This window comes from Micromonospora halophytica (assembly GCF_900090245.1).
Classification (GTDB): domain Bacteria; phylum Actinomycetota; class Actinomycetes; order Mycobacteriales; family Micromonosporaceae; genus Micromonospora; species Micromonospora halophytica.
Map to the genome: position 1 here is coordinate 130,465 of NZ_FMDN01000004.1, position 17,323 is coordinate 147,787.

The window sequence follows — 17,323 nt, forward strand, 5'->3', positions numbered from 1 at the left end:
GGCCCCGCGCACCCACCCGGCCCGCGCACCCACCCCGGCGGCGGCGGTCGGTGCCGGGACCGCCGGTCAGGCGCAGGCGGCCAGTTCGCTGCGCCGGCAGGGCCCGGCCGGCGTGGTCGTCACCACCGGGATCACCCGGTGCACGCCGGTGGCGCGCAGCACCCGCCACACCACCGGATCAGGGTCGACCAGCACCAGCTCCCCGCCGCGGGCCCGCACCCGCAGCCGCGCGGCGAGCAGCGCCCGGACGCCGGCCGCGGAGAGGAGCCGGACCCCGGAGAGGTCGACCCGGAGCACCGGTCGGGCCGGGGCGGCCCAGAGCGCCGCCCGCAACTCGCCGACCGAGGCGAGGTCGATCTCGCCGGCCACCCGTACCTCGACCGCGTCGTCACCCACGCCGAGCTGCACGTGGAGTCGGTCATCGCGCTGTCCCATACGGACGAATCTAGCCCCGCCCTCCGACATTTCCGCCCTGCCGCCGATCGAATCCGGGTACACCCCGGGTAGTCCCCGAGACCGTCTGCGGCTCCTCCCTCAGGAGGAGACGCGCCACGACACGCCTCCCGGTCGGGCGGAACGCGGATCCGCAGGTGAGAATGGTCCGATGGTCGTACCGCGCCAGCGCCAGCGCCCGCCCCGCATGATCCGGCCCGTCCGCGAGCCGGCCACCGTCCCGCCGCCGCTGGACGGGGCGTGGGCCGCCACCGACCGGCGGCTCGACCACGCCGAGGTGCTGCCCCTGCCGGCCGGCGCGTACGGCCCCGAGGACGTGCTCGTCGACCCCGACGGCCGGGTGGTCAGCGGCGACGAGGACGGCCGGCTCTGGTGGTGGCCCGCCGACGCGCCCGCCGGCACCACGCCCCAGCTGCTCGCCGAGACCGGGGGCCGGCCCCTCGGCATCGAGCTGGACCCGGTCGACGGCAGCCTGGTGGTCTGCGACGCGTACCGGGGACTGCTCCGGGTCACCGCCGACGGGGCCGTACGGGAGCTGACCGGCACCGCTGTCCCGGTGCACCTGCCCGACAACGCCACGGTCGCTCGTGACGGCGCCATCTACTTCACCGACAGCTCCGACCGCTGGCCGCTCTCGCACTGGAAGCACGACCTGCTGGAGCACCGCCCCAACGGGCGGGTGCTGGCGTACGACCGCCGGAGCAGGCGCACCGAGGTGGTGGCCGAGGGGCTCTACTTCCCCAACGGCGTCGCCCTGACGCCGGACGAGTCGGCGTTGATGCTGGTCGAGACGAGCACCCACCGGCTGGTCCGGGTCTCCCTGCCCGACGGCGCGGTCACCGTGCTGACCGACCTGCCGGCGTACCCCGACAACCTGACCGCCGTCGGCGACGGCACCTACTGGATCGCGCTGCCCAGCCCCCGGCTGCCGGTGGTCGAGCGGCTGCTGCCGCACCCACGGCTGCGGCAGCTGGTGGCCATGCTGCCCGACGCGGTACGACCGCAGCCGCAGAAGTACGGGCTGGTCGCCCTGGTCGACGGCGACGGGACGGTGCTGCGGACCCTGCACGGCCCGGGCGGGGCGTACTGGATGATCACCGGGGTCCGGCAGTACGGCGACCGGCTCTGGCTGGGCAGCCTGATCGGTGCTGGCATCGCCCGCGTCGACCTGGGCTGACCCGCCACGACCGCGACCGGCCCGCCGCCCGGCGGGCCGGTCGTACCGGCCGTTCCTCCCCCTGCGGTGTCAGCCGCCGCTGGCCGACGGCCCCGGCGCGGGCGACGAGCCGCCCGCCACCGCGCCCGGGTGCCCGTGGCCCAGGGCGGGCGCCGGCTTGAGACCCGGCGGCACGGGCAGCGCGCTGCCCCTGACGAACTCGTCCCAGCTGACGTTCCAGGCCGTCCAGCCGTTGCCGGGTTCCAACTGCACCTCGGTGCCCTTCACCGTGATCAGGTCACCGACCTGGGTGACGCCCATCAGCCAGTCGGCGGCCGAGGACGAGATGTTGGCGCAGCCGTGCGAGACGTTGGTGTTGCCCTGGTCCCCCTCCGACCACGGCGCGGCGTGGATGAACTCGCCGCCCCAGGTGTAGCGCTGGGCGTCCTCGACGTCGACCACGTAAGGATCGGCCGAGCCCCGGGTGTCGAAGGTCGTCTGCTGGAACTTCTCCATGATCACCATCTTGCCGCTGGAACTCGGCGTACTCGCCTTGCCGAGGCTCACCGGGATCTTGCGGACCAGCCGGTGGTCCTGGAAGACCGACATCTGCTTGGTGGCGTTGTCGATCTCGAGGGCCACCTGACGGCCGATCTTCGAGGTCGCCTTGCGATCGTCGTCGCCGACGTACTCCTTGCCGATCGGCAGGCCCTCCAGCGCCGAACGGACGCTGATCTTCGTACCCGGCTTCCAGAAGTCCGGGGCCCGGTAGTAGACCTGACTGCCGTCCTCCAGCCACGACCAGGTGCCCGGCTGCGGCGGATCGGTCTTGACGAACAGTCGGCGCTGCACCGCCGCCCTGGCCTCCTTCGGAATTCCCGGATCGAATGCGACCGTCACCGGCATCGCCGTGCCGTACGTCTGGTTGCCGGTGAAATAGAGGGTGCTGGTGATTGCCTGCTTGTTCGACTTCGGCGCCGTGGTGAACGTCGTCCGTTTCACCGTGGTACGCCCCGACGCGCCGGTCGCGGTCACCTCGGCGGTGTAGGTCCGCCCGTTCTCCAGCGGGGTGCCCGGCACCCAACTGGAACCGTCCTCCCTCGGCTCCCCCGTGACCTTCCTGCCCTGGTCGTCGGTGAGCGTGACGGTCGTGACCTTTCCCCCGGTCACGCTGGTGCCGACCTCCGCGCTGATGGGCACGTCCCTGGTCCGGTCGACCGGGCTGAGCGTGACCGCCAGGTCCTCCGCCGCCCGTCCGGGCGCCGACCCCTCGGCCGGCTTCCGTTCGGCGGTGCAACCGCCGAGGATCAACGGTGTGGCTGCGATGGTCACCGCGAATAGCGTCAATCGCCGCCTCACGTCCATGTTCGGCCCCCCATTTCCGCTTCCCTTGGCCACATTCTGTACGGCGTTTCCGCCGGCGCGGCGCTCTTTCGCGGGAATTGCTCGGAAACGGGCGGGCATTTGGTCGTACGTGTGCTGGCAGATCGCCGTAAGGGGTGGACGTCCCGGTTCGGCGTGGCTGGCACGGCCCGTACCGGCCGTGCCGGTCAGTCCCAGTCCTCGTCGCCGTGGTTGCGGTCCCACCGGCCGCCGACCGGCGGGGTGTCCAGCCGGACGGCGCCTTCGACGTTGCCGGCGAAGTCGTTGTCCTCGACCCGGCAGGACACGCAGCTGCCCCGGTCGGTGATCCAGAGTCCGTGGGTCTGGGTCCGCTCGTCGTGGTGGTCCCAGACCCGGTTGCCCCGGATCGTCGCCGAGTCGATCGGCGCGTCGATGGTGATCCCGGCGCGGACGGTGGCCGCCGCCGGCAGCTCGTACCGCGCCCCGGGCGGTGGGGTGTCGGCGCTCCACGCGGTGAACGAGTCGGGACGGATCGGGGCGAGGCTGAGCTCGGTCGCATCGTTGGCGGCCACCACCGCGATCCGGTCACCGACCCGGACGACCTTGCCCCGGTGCCCGTCGTGCTGCCAGTTCGCGTGGCGGTCCACGACCAGCTTCTCGGTGTAGCGCACCGAGTCCCCGCCACCGGACTCGGCGCCCGCGCACTGCCGCCCGTTGCCGCGGATCCGGTTGTTGATCAGCATGGCGTCCCGGACCGGCCGGTCGATGCGGATGGCGTCGCCGCTGTTGCCGTAGAAGTCGTTGCTCTCGATGACGATCTCGCGGGCGTGCTCCTGATCCCGCTCCTCGATGCCCAGGCTGCGCTGGTGGTACCCGTAGCGACCGTTGCCGCTGATCCGGTTGCCCCGGATGGTGTACGGGCCGGGGGTGTTGCCGATGCTCACGCCGTCACGGATGTTGCCGTCGATCACACAGTCGGTGAGGATGCCGCCCCGTCCGGCCGTGTGGGTGGTGCCCTTGGCCGAGACGTGGAAGCCGGCCTCCAGGTTGCCGGTCATGGTGCAGGCGGAGACGATCAGCCCGTTGGCGCCCCAGTCGGAGATGCCGAACCGGTTGCCCTGCGCGTGGCAGCCGATGATCCGGATGCCCCGCGGCCGCAGGCCGCCGCTCTGCTGCAACTCCAGGAAGATGCCGTTCGTGGCGTTGCCGACCGCCGAGCAGTTGATCACGTTGAGCCGCTCGACGCTGCCCCACCCGCCGATACCGATACCAATGCCCGCACCGCCCATCTCGGTGCCGTTGTCCAGCCGCCCGCAGCCGACCACCAGCACCCCGTCGACCAGCGTGTCCTGGAGGAAATCGCAGCCCAGCCCGGTCGCGGCGGTGTGGTGGATGTAGAGGTTGCGGAACACGCCCCGCGCGACGTACTGCAACCCGAGCCCTTTGGCCAGCGGGTTGTACTCGGCCGACGAGACCCCGGAGCCGTCGATCTCGAAGTCGGCGAAGGTGCAGTAGGCCAGGTGCCGCTCGGGGTCCGCCCCGTGCTGCTGGGCGGTGTAGTAGGCCAGCGGGACCGGGTCGGCGCGGTTGCCGGCGTTGCTGAGCACGAACCGGGTCGCGCCGGGACCGGCGCCGATCAGGGAGACCCCGCTGCGCCAGACCGTCCCGGAGTCCCGGATCGAGTACACCCCGGGCGGGCAGTAGATCACCCGGGCCCGCCCGTCCGCCGCGTACGCGTCACCGAGCCGGTCGACCAGCGCGGCGAACGCGGGCTGGTCGTTGGTGCACCCGTCGCCCGTCATCCCGTGCTCGCGCGCGTCGCACATCAGCGGTGCGCCGGCGACCGGGTGCCGCCGCACGCCGCCGGGCACGTTCGGGTGAGCCATCGGTTCCTCCCCTCGATGACCGGGCTCGCATTCCCGGTCCGCGCGGGGGGAAACAGGGACACCCGGCGTCCCGGCACCGAGGGTGGACGGTGCCGGGACGCCGGGGGCGGATTCAGACGTTGGCGACCAGCAGCGCCGGCTGCTCGACGCAGTCGGCGACGTGCCGCAGGAAGCCCCCGGCCACCCCGCCGTCGCAGACCCGGTGGTCGAAGGTGAGGCTGAGCTGCGTCACCTTGCGCACCGCGAGCTGCCCGTCGACCACCCAGGGCTTGTCCACGATCCGGCCCACCCCGAGCAGCGCCGCCTCCGGGTGGTTGATGATCGGGGTGGAGCCGTCCACCCCGAACACTCCGTAGTTGTTCAGGGTGAAGGTGCCGCCGGTGAGCCGGGCCGGCGGCAGCGTGCCGGCCCGCGCGGCCGCGGTGGTCTCCGCCAACGCGGCGGCCAACTCCCGGGTGGTGAGCCGCTGGGCGTCGCGCAGCACCGGCACCAGCAGGCCCCGGTCGGTCTGCGCGGCGATGCCCAGGTGCACCCCGGCCGACTGGACGATCCGCTGCCCCTCGGTGTCGACGTGCGCGTTGAGCTGCGGGTACCTCCGAAGCCCGCTGAGGCAGATCCGGGCCAGCAGGGCCAGCACGCTCACCGGGGCGTCCGGGGTGGCCGCGTTGATCGCCGCCCGGGTCTCCAGCAGGCCGGTGGCGTCCACGTCGACCCAGATGGTCACCTCGGGGATCTCCCGCCGGCTGCGGGAGAGCTTGTCGGCGATCACCTTGCGGATGCCGGTGAGCGGGATGACCACGTCACCGTCGCCGGCCGGGGCGAGGCCGACGTGGGCCTGTCCGGTATCCGGCACGGCGGCGAGCCGGGCCGCCGGGGCGGCCGTCGCGGCCTCCACGTCGGCGCGACGGATCACTCCGCCGGTGCCGGTGCCGCGCAGCGTCGCCAGGTCGACGCCGCGCTCCTTCGCCAGCCGGCGCACGATCGGCGAGATGACCAGCGGGGCTGGCCCGCCGGCCGGCGCAGCGCCACCGGGGGCCGGCGCGGTCGGCCCGCCCGGCGTCGTCCGGCCGGTGCCCTCCGCCGAGCCGACACCGGCAGGGACGCCGGTCGAGGCGGGCACGCGATCGTCGGTCTCGGGGGCGATCGCCAGCCGGGGCCGGCGGCGCCGCCGGCCCGAGCCGCCGTGCCCGGTGCCGTACCCGATCAGCACGTTGCCGGAGCCGGCCCGTTCCTCCTCGCGGTAGGTGGCGTGCCCGGCGGGCTCCTGGTCGTCGGGGCCCGCACCGCCCAGCGGCGCGACGGTGATCAGCGGCTGGCCGACCGGACGGACCTCGCCCGCCGCGCCGTGCAGGGCGACCACCCGACCGGCGTACGGGCAGGGCACGTCGACGACGGCTTTGGCTGTCTCCACCTCCACCACGGTCTGGTCCACGGTGACCACGTCACCGACGGCCACCCGCCACTCGACGATCTCGGCCTCGCTCAGCCCCTCCCCCAGGTCCGGCAGGAGGAAGACCTGGACCCGCTCCACCGTGGTCATGCCGCGCTCCCCTGCGACAGCCAGCGGGCGTCCGGCTGGTCGTCCCACTGGAGGCGGGCCACCGTGTCGAGCACCCGGTCCACCGAGGGCAGGTGGGTGTGCTCCAGCATCGGCGCCGGGTACGGGATGTCCAGCCCGGACACCCGCAGCACCGGGGCGTGCAGGGCGTGGAAGCAGCGCTCCTGCACCCGGGCGGCGATCTCCGCGCCGACCCCGGCGAAGCCCTGCGCCTCCTGGATCACCACACACCGGCCGGTCCTGCGCACCGAGGCGGCGACGGTGCCGTCGTCGAACGGCACGATGGTGCGGACGTCCACGACCTCCAGGTCCCAGCCCTCCTCGCGGGCGGCCTCGGCGGCCTCCATCGCCACCGGCACCGCCGGGCCGTACGCGACCAGGGTGGCGTCGGTGCCCGGCCGGCGGACGACGGCCGTGCCGAACGGCGCGGTCCGCGCCGGCAGCTCCGCCTCGGCACTGGAGAAGTAGAGCTTCTTCGGCTCCATGAACACGACCGGGTCCGGGTCCTCGATCGCCTCGCGCAACAGCGAATACGCATCCTCCACGGTGGCCGGGGTGACCACCTTCAGGCCCGGGGTGTGCGCATAGTAGGCCTCGGACGAGTCGCAGTGGTGCTCGACGCCGCCGATGCCACCGGCGTACGGCACCCGGATGACGATGGGCACGCTCAGCGACCCGCGGGTACGGTTGCGCAGCTTCGCCACGTGCGAGGCGATCTGCTCGAACGCCGGGTACGCGAACGCGTCGAACTGCATCTCCACCACCGGGCGCAGCCCGGACATGGCCAGGCCGACGGCGAAGCCGACGATGCCGGCCTCGGCGAGCGGGGTGTCGAAGCAGCGCTTGTCGCCGAAGCGGGCCTGGAGCCCGTCGGTGATCCGGAAGACACCGCCGAGCTGACCGACGTCCTCACCGAAGACGAGCACCCGCTCGTCGTCGAGCATCGCGTCGGCCAGCGCGGCGTTGAGCGCCTTCGCCATGGTCATGGTGGCCATCAGGCGTCCCCCTCGGAGTCGCGGGCCGCGGCCAGCTCGGCGCGGACCTGCTCGCGCTGCTCGACCAGCTGCGGGGTCGGCTCGGCGTACACGTGGTCGAAGAGGCTGAGCGGGTCGACCGTGGGCTGGGCGTTCATCCGCTCCCGCAGGTCCGCGGCGTACGCCTCGGCCTCCTCGGCGATCGCGGCCACGGCGGCGTCGTCGAGCACGCCCTTGGCCCGCAGGTAGGTCTCCAGCCGGGCGACCGGGTCGCGGTCGCGCCACGCCTCGACCTCGTCGGCGTCCCGGTAGCGGGTGGCGTCGTCGGCGTTGGTGTGCGGCTCCATCCGGTAGGTGTGCGCCTCGACCAGGTACGGGCCGTGCCCGGCGCGGGCGTGCGCCACCGCGCGGGTGAGCACCGCCAGCACGGCGACGGGGTCGTTGCCGTCGACCTGCTCGCTGGGCACGCCGTAGCCGACGCCCTTGTACGCCAGGCTCGGCGCGGCGGTCTGCCGGGACAGCGGGACGCTGATCGCGTACTTGTTGTTCTGCACGAAGTACACGACCGGCGCCTTGAACACGGCGGCGAAGTTCACGCCCTCGTGGAAGTCGCCCTCGCTGGTGGCGCCGTCGCCGATGAAGGCCAGCGCCACGGTGTCGCGCCCCTGGTAGGACTCGCCGTACGCGAGGCCGGCGGCGTGCACGCACTGGGTGGCCAGCGGGGTGCACTGCGGCGCGGTGTGCCGCTGCGCCGGGTCGTACCCGCAGTGCCAGTCGCCGCGCAGCAGGGTGAGCACCTCGACCGGGTCGATGCCCCGGGAGGTCAACGCCATCGACTCGCGGTAGGTGGGGAAGACCCAGTCGTCGTCGCGCAACGCGAGGATCGCGCCGACCTGACAGGCCTCCTGGCCGCGGGAGGACGGGTAGACGGCGAGCCGGCCCTGCTTGGTCAGGGCGGTGGCCTGGACGTCGAAGCGACGCCCGACGACCATCCGGCGGTACATCTCCCGCAACGCCTCGACGGGCGGCTCGGGACAGTCGGCGCGGGACGGCAGCGCGGTGCCGTCCGGGTTCAGCAGCCGGACCGGCTCGGCCTGCGGCAGCAGACCGGCGGACGGGTCCGGCGCGGCCGGGGTGGCCGGCCGGCGGGTGCGCGGGGATGCCCTGCGGACCGCCTGGGGTGTGGTCGTCACGGCGGGGACCTCCTGGACGTGTGGTGGCCTTATGCTCCTGCCGTCGGATGATTGACTCAAGACGCGCGGTGAACGTGGGATGAATGGCATGGACAGAGGGCTGATGTGAGCCAGGAGACCCCGCCGACACCGGGCGGGCCGGGCGGAACGGGACGTTCGGCCGGCCCGCTGGACGAGGTCGACCGGCGCATCCTGGACGAACTGGTCCGCGACGGCCGGCTGTCCATCCGTACGCTGGCCGAGCGGGTGCACGTCTCGCGCACCAACGCGTACGCCCGGGTGGAGCGGCTGCTGCGCGACGGGGTGATCACCGGGTTCGCCGCCCGGGTCGCCCCGGAGCCCGCCGGGCTGGGCACCTCGGCGTACATCGCGCTGACCATCCAGCAGAACACCTGGCGGGAGGTGTCGGCGGAGCTGGCCCGGGTGCGCTACGTCGAGCACGTCGCGCTGCTCAGCGGCGAGCACGACGTGCTCGCGCTGGTCCGCGCGCCGGACAACGCCACGCTGCGGGACGTGGTGCTGGACCGGGTGCAGGGCATCGCCGGGGTCCTGTCGACCCGCAGCTGGCTGGTCTTCGAGGAGTTCACCGGCGCGCAGACCCCCTGGGAAACCGGAAAAACGCCACCGAGATGAATAAATGACTCCAACACGGTAAATAGCTTGCCAAATCACCCGTACCATCTCTGCCGTGGCTATCCGAACAGCGCTGTGGACCAACGCCCGAACGGCAGTGCCGGCACCGATCAAGCCGACGCAGCGTGTCCCGGGGTCGTTCCGCGGCGACATCGAAGGCATGCGCGCCGTGGCAGTGCTGCTGGTGCTCCTCGGCCACGCCGGGGTGCCCTACCTGCCCGGCGGCTTCGTCGGCGTGGACGTGTTCTTCGTGATCTCAGGCTTCCTCATCACCGGCCTGCTGATTGAGGAGTTCGACCGCCGTGGACGGATCTCGCTCACCGCCTTCTACGCCCGCCGGGCGAAGCGCCTGCTGCCCGCCGCAGCCACGGTTCTGCTCGCGACCCTCTTGCTTACCTACTTCTTCCTGCCGCGTACCCGTTGGTCCGCGACCGCCTGGGACGTCGTTGCGAGCGCCGGCTACGCGATGAACTGGCGGATGGCCGCCGAGTCCCTCGACTACGCCAACGTCGATCAGGCGCCGAGCATCCTCCAACACTTCTGGTCGCTCGCTGTGGAGGAGCAGTTCTACCTGGTCTGGCCGCTGCTACTGATCATGCTCGGGTGGATCGCTCACCGCCGGCGGCGGGGTCGCACGGGCCTCCTCCTGCTCGGGCTGGCACTCATCGCGCTTCCGTCGTTCGGCTGGGCACTCGTCGTTTCACCGACGGACCCGTCGGCCTACTACGTCACCACCACCCGGATGTGGGAGTTGGCCGTGGGTGGCGCCGTCGCCGTGACTGCGGCCTGGCTGAGTCGCACCCCCCGCGCCATGGCGGCGCCGCTGGCCTGGGCCGGGCTCGTCACCGTCGGCGTCTCGGCGGTGCTGATCGACACCGAGGCCGGGTTTCCGGGGTCCGCCGCCCCGGGGCCCACGCTGGGCGCGGCGGCGGTGGTCGCCTTCGGTTCCGCGGCCGGGCGCGCCGGGCCCGCCCTCCTGCTCGGGCAGCGGCCACTGCGGGCCGTGGGGGCGATCTCTTACTCGTTGTACCTGTGGCACTGGCCGCTGCTGATCGCCGCCCAGGCGCACTTCGGTGACCTGTCCACCGGCGGCGCGCTCGCGGTCGTTGCCGCCTCGGCCATCCCGGCCACACTCACCTACCACTACATCGAGAACCCGCTGCGTCGGTCCCGGAGCCTCACCGAACGGCCGATCGCCGCCCTGCAGGTCGGTGCCGGGTGCACCATCGCCACCGCCCTGGTCGGGCTGATGTTCCTGCTGACCGCCGTGCCCACGGCCCACCCCGGCACACCGTCGGTCATCCGGGGTCAGGTGACCTCCGGCGGATCCACGGCGGCGCCGTCACTCCCACCCGGCGCCGCGGTTCTCGGTTCCTCCCCGCGTACCAGCCGCGCCGGGGTCCCCGTCGACCGGGTCGCCTCCATCTACCCGGACCCGCTCTCGGCAGGGAGCGACGGCCCCAGAACCGCCGGGGACTGCGGTACGGACCAGGCGACCGCGACCGTCAAACGGTGCGTCTTCGGACGTCCGGATGCGAGGACGACCCTGGCCCTCGTCGGCGACTCACACGCCCACCAGTGGCTTCCCGCAGTGGATCAGTTGGCGCAGCGGAACAACTGGCGGGTCGTCCTCTACACGAAAGCCTCCTGCCCCTTCGTGCAGGGCGTGGTCGTCCTCGCCGGCCGCCCCTACTCGACCTGCGCCGAGTGGAACAGGTCGGTGCGTGCCGCGCTGCTCGGCGCCGACCGTCCTGACCTGCTGCTGGTGAGCAGTTCCGCTTACCTGACCTGGCAGGACGGGAGACCGGCCACGGACGGCACGGCGCTGGCTCCGATGTTGCGGAGGACCTGGGGCGGCATGGTCGCGGAGGGCGTGCCGGTGGCGGTGCTGCGCGACGCGCCGTACCACGACCGGAACATGCCCGAGTGCGTGGCGGAAAACAGGAACCGCCTGACCAGGTGCGCGCCGTTGCGCAGTCGGGTGCTGAACCTGGGTGGCGGGCTCGCCCACGAAGAGGCGGCCGAAGGGCTCAGTGGCGTACACCTGATCGACCTGACCGACGCGATCTGCCCTGCGGAGAGGTGCGCTCCCGTCATCGGAGGTGTGCTCGTCTACCGCGACAACAACCACCTGACCGCGACGTACGTGACGACTCTCGCGCCCCGCCTGGAAGCAGCCCTACGACCCCTGATGCCGAAACGTCCGGGACCGGGGTGAGAAGAAGCAGGAGCCAGGTCAACGTTCCGGCGGAGCCTCCAACCCGTCCCGGTCGGCCAGCTCCAGCAAGGGTTCCAGCGAGAAACGCCGCTCGTCCAGCCCGGCGTGCGGGTCGCCACGCCCGGCGAACCGCGCCGGCATACCGACCACGTCGAAGTCCTCCGGGCGGGCGTCGTCCAGCTCCGACCAGTCCAGCGGCGCGGACACCAACGCCGCCGACGTGGGCCGGATCGAGTACGCCGAGGTCATCGTGTGGTCGCGGGCCATCTGGTTGTAGTCGACGAAGACCGGTCGGTCGCGCTGCTCCCGCCACCAGGTGGTGGTGACCAGGTCCGGGCGACGGCGCTGCATCTGGCGGCCGAGCGCCAGCACCGCCCGCCGGCACTCGCCGAAGCTCCAGCGGGGCTCGATGGAGAGGTAGACGTGCAGACCCCGGCCGCCGGTGGTCTTCGGGTAGCCGACCAGACCCAGCTCGTCGAGGAAGGCCCGCACCTCGTGCGCCACCGGCACCACCTGCTCGAAGCCCACGCCCGGCATCGGATCCAGGTCGATCCGCAGCTGGTCCGGGTGCTCCACGTCGGCCGCGCTCACCGGCCAGGGATGGAACCGCAGGGTGCCCAGGTTGGCCGCCCAGATCACCACGGCCAGCTCGCTCGGCGCGACCTCGTCGGCCGTCCGGCCGCTGGGGAAGGTGATGTGTGCGGTGCGCACCCAGTCGGGCGCGCCGACCGGCAGGCGCTTCTGGTAGAAGGCGTCACCCCGGTTGTCCTGCCGGGTGCCGATCTTCGCCCCCTCGAACACCCCGCGCGGCCAGCGTTCCAGCATGGTGGGGCGGTCCCGCAGGGCGCGCAGGATGCCGTCGCCGACGGCGAGGAAGTAGCGCACCACGTCCAACTTGGTCAGCCCACGCTGCGGGAAGTAGGGCTTGTCCGGGCTGGAGACCCGGACGACCCGCTCCCCGACCTGGATCTCCTCGGCCGCCGTCGTCGCCACGCCTCACACCGTAACGGCAGGCTCCGACACCCGGGCCCGGCTCGCGGGGACCCGGCGACGACCGGCACGGTACGCGGGTGGGCCGCCTCCACCGGTCCCGGCCTGCGCTCCTAGGCTGCCGCCATGGCGACGTACTTCGACGTGCACCCGGAGAACCCGCAACCGCGGACGATCAGCCGGGTGGTCGACCTCCTGCGCTCCGACGGGTTGATCGCGTATCCGACGGACTCGTGTTTCGCCCTGGGCTGTCGGATCGGCAACCGGGACGGCATCGACCGGATCCGGGACATCCGCCAACTCGACAGCCGGCACCACTTCACCCTGGTGTGCCGGGACTTCGCGCAGCTCGGCCAGCTCGTCCAGATCAACAACGCCCTGTTCCGGTCGCTGAAGGCGGCGACTCCCGGCAGCTACACGTTCATCCTGCCGGCGACGCGGGAGGTGCCGCGCCGCCTGCTGCACCCGAAGAAGAAGACCGTCGGCGTACGCATCCCCGATCACCCGGTGGCGCAGGCGCTGCTGACCGAACTGGGCGAGCCGCTGGTGTCGAGCACCCTGCTGCTGCCCGACGAGGCCGAACCGATGACACAGGGCTGGGAGATCAAGGAGCGGCTCGACCACGTACTCGACGCGGTGATCGATTCCGGCGAGTGCGGCACCCTGCCCACCACGGTGGTCGACTTCTCGCAGGGCGAGGCGGAGATCGTCCGCCGGGGCGCCGGAGACCCGTCCCGCTTCGAGTAGGCCGGGGCGTCGACGCGACCACCGGCGGGCGGCTCAGGGCGTCGGGTCGTCCAGCGCCGGCAGGGGCAGCCGCACCACGGCGGCGCTGCCGGCGCCCTGCGGCGAGTGCTCGGGTGGCGGCCGGTGCGGCTGCGGCGTCCGGGTGTGCAGCCGCCCCGCCGGCCCGTTGCGCCGGTCCACGTGGCACGTCACCAGGTGGATCGGCGGCGGGGGCACGGCGTGCCGGCCCGGCCCCCAGCGCACCCACACCGCGACGCGACCCGCGGCGGCCTCCGCGGCCAGCTTGTCCCAGGTACGACGCCGGTCGGTGTGGTCGACCTCGACGACGACGGGTGGCCCGTCCGGCCGGGCGCACGCCACGTCGAGCACGGACCGCTGGTGCGACAACGGCGGTGGCAACGGCAGCACGCTCGGCGCCCGGCGGTAGACCCGCCAGCCCTGCCCGCTCGCCCAGTCGAGCACCGACCCGATGATCCGCGCCGTCACCGCGTCGGTGGTCAGGTCGACGAAGGTGAGCCGCGCGAGATGGCGCCCGAGTGACGCCGCCAGCCGTTCGCCGTCCCGCCCACCGTCCATGGCGGCAGGGTAACGGCTCGCCCTGCGCCCCCGGCCGACGGCCGCGGGCCACAGGTCGGCAGCGGAACGGCCACCCGGGCGCGGTTCGCACGGAGCGACGGGGCCGTCCGGGGTGAGGAAGCGTGGCGACCGGGCGGACCGTCGGCCCGCCCGGTCGTCACCACCGGCCTCAGCTGTTCTCGCGCAGCCGCGACATCAGCATCTGCTTGCCCTGCTCGCCGGCCTTGCGGTTGCTCTCCTGGATCTTGCGGAACCAGGTGGCCAACTCGCTGTCACCCCGGGCGTCGGCGTCCGCGATGTACGTCTCCAGCTGCCAGATGTGCTGCAACGACATCTGCACGGCGTGGATCAGGTCGTAGTTCTTGTCCTTCACCGGGCTGGCCGGCTCCCTGACCATGGTGGCCACGGCACACCTCCCTGTGTCGGTTTCGGGTGAGCCCAGCGGTTACCCGCCCCCGGTGGCTTCACGCACCGCCGACCGGCGGCATCGGCGACGGACGTGGCGGACGAGCCCACACGATTACCCCGCGCGGCCCCCGGGTACGCATGGGCCCATGGCGGAACTGGCAGCCCTCTGGATCGTCCGACACGGTGAGAGCACGGCCAACGTGGCGGCCTCCGCGGCCGAGCAGTCCGGCGCGGAGCTGATCGACCTCACCCACCGGGATGCCGACGTGCCGCTGTCGGCCACCGGCGAGGAGCAGTCCCGGGCCACCGCCCGCTGGCTGGCCGGCCTGCCCGAGCAGCGCCGCCCGGACGTGGCGGTGGTGTCGCCGTACCTGCGGGCGGTGCGGACCTCGGAGCCGGCGCTGGCCGGCACCGGCGTCCCGGCCAGCCGGGACGAGCGGCTGCGCGACCGGGAACTGGGCATCCTCGACGGGCTGACCGGGCACGGGGTCGCCCGCCGGTTCCCCGACGAGGCCGCCCGCCGGCAGCGGCTCGGCAAGTTCTACTACCGGCCCCCGGGCGGCGAGTCGTGGACGGACGTGGCGCTGCGGCTACGCGCGCTCCTCGGCGACCTGCGCCGCGACCACGAGGGGCGGCGGGTGCTGCTCTTCGGCCACGACGCCCTGGTCTTCCTGCTCCGCTACCTGGTCGAAGGGCTGACCGAGGCCGAGCTGATGGGCTGACCGGGGAACACGTGATCGCCAACTGCTCGGTGACCGGCTGGTCGGCCGACGCCGACGGTCGCCTCGTCCGGCGCACGCGGTGAGCGGACAGCGGCTGGTGCCCCGGTTCGGGCGGATCGGCTTCCTCGCCCGCGAGCTGCTGGACGAGATCCCGCACACCCTGGCCACCGTATGACGGTCGTCGACCAGCCGAACGGATGTGTGTAACGCCACACGAGACTTCTACGCTGTTGGTTCGGAAGCGGGCAACCCGCCCCCTTCCCGCCGGCCGCTCCCCACCAGGGGGCGTATCCCGGCTGGAAACAGCCCCTGGGAGTCTGTGTGAAGAACCTCCGTCGCAAGACACTGGCTGCCGCGTCCGCAGTGACCCTCGGTGTCGGCCTCGCCGTCACCGGCGGGCTGGCTCCGGCGGCGTCGGCCGCCGGTCCGGACACCACGTTCCTGGTCCTGGCCCCGCAGGGCGCCACGACCGACAAGGCGGCGGCCCGCGTGGCCGCGGCCAACGGCACCGTGGTGGCCTCGTACGACCAGATCGGCGTGCTCGTCGTCCGCTCGACCAACCCCGAGTTCGTCACGGACGTGGCGGGCGCGGGCGTCGAGTCGGTGGCGTCCACCGCCGGGCTGGGCACCGCCCTGGAGGAGGGCGAGACCCTGGAGGTCTCCGCGGCCGAGGCGGCGAACACCACCGCCGACCCGACCAAGGAGCCCCTCTTCGGTCAGCAGTGGGACATGCCGATGATCGGCGTCCCGCAGGCCCACGCCGTCAACGCCGGCAGTGCCGACGTGGTGGTGGGCGTGCTGGACAGCGGCATCTCCAGCAGCCACCCCGACCTGGCGACCCAGATCGCCAAGGACAAGAGCACGTCCTGCATCGGCGGTGTCACCGACACCACCGAGGCGGCCTGGAACCCGACCACCTCCGACCACGGCACCCACGTGGCCGGCACCATCGCCGCCGCCGTCAACGGCGTCGGCGTGACCGGTGTCGCGCCGGGCGTCAAGGTCGCCGCGGTGAAGGTGGTCAACGACGACGGCTACATCTTCCCGGAGGCTGCGGTCTGCGGGTTCATGTGGGCCGCCGAGCACGGCATGGAGCTGACCAACAACAGCTACTACATCGACCCGTGGGAGCTGAACTGCCGCAACGACGCACGCCAGCGTCCGGTGTGGCAGGCGGTCCAGCGGGCCATCCGTTACTCGCAGAGCAAGGGCGTGCTCCACGTCGCCTCCGCGGGTAACTCGAACTACGACCTCGCGCACAAGCTCGACGACGACGGCAGCCCGAACAACGGCACGCCGGAGGAGCGCGAGAACCTCACCAACGCCTGCCTCGACCTGCCGGCCGAGGCTCCGGGTGTGGTCACCGTCTCGGCGGTCGGCCCGACCGGGGCGAAGAGCTACTACTCCTCGTACGGCCAGGGCGTCATCGACGTGACGGCGCCGGGTGGCGACACCCGGTTCCGCACCCAGGGCGTCCGCTCCACCCTCACCGACGCCATCCTGTCGACCACCTGGTCGCGCGCCAACGGCAACGGTTGGGGCTACAAGCAGGGCACCTCGATGTCCGGCCCGCACGCCACCGGTGTGGCGGCGCTGGCCGCGTCGGCGCACCCGGGCCTCAACCCCGGCCAGCTGGCGGCGTTGCTGGAGCGCACCTCGGTGTCGCAGTCCTGCCCGGAGGGCGTCTACAACCCGGTACCGCTGATCCCGTCCGGCCCGAACGCCTACGACGCGACCTGCTCCGGCGGCGAGCGTAACGGCTTCTACGGCGCCGGCATCGTCAACGCGTACAACGCGGTGAAGTAGCAGCAACCCGGCACCAGCGGTGGGACCCGGCGGACATCCGCCGGGTCCCATCCGTTTTCGCAGCTCATGCCTGGGGTAGGGGATCCGGCGTCAGACGAACCAAGGAGGTCCGCCGGTGTCCACCGATGCCATCGTCCTGCTCAAAGAGGACCACAAGGAGATGCGCCGCCTGTTCCGGGAGTTCCAGAAGGCCGAGGACGGCCCGGCCGACGCGCGCGGCCGGCTGGTGCGGCAGATCCTGGAGGCGCTGACGGTGCACACCTACCTCGAGAACGAGGTGATGTACCCGGAGGTCCGCAAGCTGCTGCCGGACCTGGAGGACGACATCCTCGAGTCGTACGAGGAGCACCACGTCGCCGACCTGCTCTGCGCCGAGCTGGCCACCATGGACCCCTCCGACGAGCGCTTCGTCGCCAAGACCACGGTGCTCATCGAGAACGTCGGGCACCACGTCGAGGAGGAGGAGCAGGAGTGGTTCCCCAAGGTGCGCGAGGCGCTCGGCCGTAACCAGCTCCAGGAGATCGGCCAACGGATGATCGACCTGCGCGCGGACGCGCCGCGTACCCCCACCGACCCCGAGGCGGTCCGGAAGGCCGTCGACGCGGTCACCGCCTGAGCTGCTACGACGCGACGCGGGGCCCGGCCGACCGCCGGGCCCC

General features: G+C 72.6%; 16 protein-coding genes. 7 read left to right on the top strand and 9 right to left on the bottom strand.

The annotated features are described in order from the left end of the window. Window positions 1-66 precede the first annotated feature (66 nt). Window positions 67-435, bottom strand: coding sequence for an STAS domain-containing protein (locus GA0070560_RS08075; RefSeq protein WP_091293295.1), 369 nt, complete (start codon window positions 433-435; stop codon window positions 67-69). 169 nt (window positions 436-604) lie between these two features. Between GA0070560_RS08075 and GA0070560_RS08080 the strand changes: the two genes are divergently transcribed. After that, the gene (locus tag GA0070560_RS08080; RefSeq protein WP_091293297.1) at window positions 605-1,630 is read left to right on the top strand and encodes an SMP-30/gluconolactonase/LRE family protein; all 1,026 of its coding nucleotides are present in this window, start codon (window positions 605-607) and stop codon (window positions 1,628-1,630) included. A 69-nt stretch (window positions 1,631-1,699) separates the two neighbouring features. On the opposite strand, the gene GA0070560_RS08085 is transcribed toward GA0070560_RS08080, so the two are convergent. The 5 genes from GA0070560_RS08085 to pdhA all read right to left on the bottom strand — a co-directional run bounded on the left by GA0070560_RS08085 (window position 1,700) and on the right by pdhA (window position 8,597). Beyond that, entirely contained in the window at window positions 1,700-2,956 is a 1,257-nt protein-coding gene (locus GA0070560_RS08085; protein ID WP_425412608.1) for a L,D-transpeptidase, read from the bottom strand. Between the two features lie 203 nt (window positions 2,957-3,159). Continuing rightward, a complete protein-coding gene (locus GA0070560_RS08090) occupies window positions 3,160-4,839 on the bottom strand; it encodes a right-handed parallel beta-helix repeat-containing protein (RefSeq protein ID WP_091293301.1) in 1,680 nt (559 codons plus the stop codon). Between the two features lie 112 nt (window positions 4,840-4,951). Then, window positions 4,952-6,379 (bottom strand): dihydrolipoamide acetyltransferase family protein, encoded by a 1,428-nt coding sequence (locus GA0070560_RS08095; RefSeq protein ID WP_091293303.1) that lies wholly within the window; start codon window positions 6,377-6,379, stop codon window positions 4,952-4,954. Continuing rightward, a complete protein-coding gene (locus tag GA0070560_RS08100) occupies window positions 6,376-7,392 on the bottom strand; it encodes an alpha-ketoacid dehydrogenase subunit beta (RefSeq protein ID WP_091293305.1) in 1,017 nt (338 codons plus the stop codon). The genes GA0070560_RS08095 and GA0070560_RS08100 overlap by 4 nt, the downstream gene beginning before the upstream one ends. Next, window positions 7,392-8,597, bottom strand: coding sequence for a pyruvate dehydrogenase (acetyl-transferring) E1 component subunit alpha (gene pdhA, locus GA0070560_RS08105; RefSeq protein ID WP_091293695.1), 1,206 nt, complete (start codon window positions 8,595-8,597; stop codon window positions 7,392-7,394). The genes GA0070560_RS08100 and pdhA overlap by 1 nt, the downstream gene beginning before the upstream one ends. Window positions 8,598-8,669: 72 nt before the next feature. Here pdhA and GA0070560_RS08110 point away from each other — a divergent pair, with 72 nt between their 5' ends. Continuing rightward, a complete protein-coding gene (locus GA0070560_RS08110) occupies window positions 8,670-9,197 on the top strand; it encodes an Lrp/AsnC family transcriptional regulator (RefSeq protein WP_091293307.1) in 528 nt (175 codons plus the stop codon). A gap of 55 nt (window positions 9,198-9,252) precedes the next feature. Further along, window positions 9,253-11,415, top strand: a complete 2,163-nt coding sequence (locus GA0070560_RS08115) for an acyltransferase family protein (RefSeq protein WP_245675416.1) — start codon at window positions 9,253-9,255, stop codon at window positions 11,413-11,415. A gap of 18 nt (window positions 11,416-11,433) precedes the next feature. On the opposite strand, the gene GA0070560_RS08120 is transcribed toward GA0070560_RS08115, so the two are convergent. Then, complete coding sequence (locus tag GA0070560_RS08120; protein ID WP_091293308.1) at window positions 11,434-12,408, bottom strand: DNA polymerase domain-containing protein; 975 nt, start codon at window positions 12,406-12,408, stop codon at window positions 11,434-11,436. 123 nt (window positions 12,409-12,531) lie between these two features. Between GA0070560_RS08120 and GA0070560_RS08125 the strand changes: the two genes are divergently transcribed. Beyond that, window positions 12,532-13,152 (top strand): L-threonylcarbamoyladenylate synthase, encoded by a 621-nt coding sequence (locus GA0070560_RS08125; RefSeq protein ID WP_091293310.1) that lies wholly within the window; start codon window positions 12,532-12,534, stop codon window positions 13,150-13,152. 33 nt (window positions 13,153-13,185) lie between these two features. Here the strand turns inward: GA0070560_RS08125 and GA0070560_RS29025 are convergent, their stop codons facing one another. Then, window positions 13,186-13,728: a hypothetical protein gene (locus tag GA0070560_RS29025; RefSeq protein ID WP_211565772.1), complete on the bottom strand. Its 543-nt coding sequence runs from the start codon at window positions 13,726-13,728 to the stop codon at window positions 13,186-13,188. A gap of 169 nt (window positions 13,729-13,897) precedes the next feature. After that, on the bottom strand, window positions 13,898-14,125 hold the full coding sequence (locus tag GA0070560_RS08135; protein ID WP_091293697.1) for a hypothetical protein: 228 nt from the start codon (window positions 14,123-14,125) through the stop codon (window positions 13,898-13,900). A gap of 157 nt (window positions 14,126-14,282) precedes the next feature. Here GA0070560_RS08135 and GA0070560_RS08140 point away from each other — a divergent pair, with 157 nt between their 5' ends. The 3 genes from GA0070560_RS08140 to GA0070560_RS08150 all read left to right on the top strand — a co-directional run bounded on the left by GA0070560_RS08140 (window position 14,283) and on the right by GA0070560_RS08150 (window position 17,280). Further along, entirely contained in the window at window positions 14,283-14,858 is a 576-nt protein-coding gene (locus tag GA0070560_RS08140) for a histidine phosphatase family protein (protein WP_245675417.1), read from the top strand. Window positions 14,859-15,179: 321 nt separating this feature from the next. Continuing rightward, a complete protein-coding gene (locus GA0070560_RS08145; RefSeq protein WP_091293312.1) occupies window positions 15,180-16,664 on the top strand; it encodes a S8 family peptidase in 1,485 nt (494 codons plus the stop codon). 115 nt (window positions 16,665-16,779) lie between these two features. Continuing rightward, entirely contained in the window at window positions 16,780-17,280 is a 501-nt protein-coding gene (locus GA0070560_RS08150) for a hemerythrin domain-containing protein (RefSeq protein ID WP_091293313.1), read from the top strand. The last annotated feature ends 43 nt before the right edge of the window (window positions 17,281-17,323 follow it).

Excerpts from the sequence above, each read along its gene's own strand:
- GA0070560_RS08075 (WP_091293295.1), bottom strand. The coding sequence starts at position 435 with ATGGGACAGCGCGATGACCGACTCCACGTGCAGCTCGGCGTGGGTGAC.
- GA0070560_RS08080 (WP_091293297.1), top strand. The coding sequence starts at position 605 with ATGGTCGTACCGCGCCAGCGCCAGCGCCCGCCCCGCATGATCCGGCCC.
- GA0070560_RS08090 (WP_091293301.1), bottom strand. The coding sequence starts at position 4,839 with ATGGCTCACCCGAACGTGCCCGGCGGCGTGCGGCGGCACCCGGTCGCC.
- GA0070560_RS08095 (WP_091293303.1), bottom strand. The coding sequence starts at position 6,379 with ATGACCACGGTGGAGCGGGTCCAGGTCTTCCTCCTGCCGGACCTGGGG.
- GA0070560_RS08100 (WP_091293305.1), bottom strand. The coding sequence starts at position 7,392 with ATGGCCACCATGACCATGGCGAAGGCGCTCAACGCCGCGCTGGCCGAC.
- GA0070560_RS08125 (WP_091293310.1), top strand. The coding sequence starts at position 12,532 with ATGGCGACGTACTTCGACGTGCACCCGGAGAACCCGCAACCGCGGACG.
- GA0070560_RS29025 (WP_211565772.1), bottom strand. The coding sequence starts at position 13,728 with ATGGACGGTGGGCGGGACGGCGAACGGCTGGCGGCGTCACTCGGGCGC.
- GA0070560_RS08135 (WP_091293697.1), bottom strand. The coding sequence starts at position 14,125 with ATGGTCAGGGAGCCGGCCAGCCCGGTGAAGGACAAGAACTACGACCTG.
- GA0070560_RS08140 (WP_245675417.1), top strand. The coding sequence starts at position 14,283 with ATGGCGGAACTGGCAGCCCTCTGGATCGTCCGACACGGTGAGAGCACG.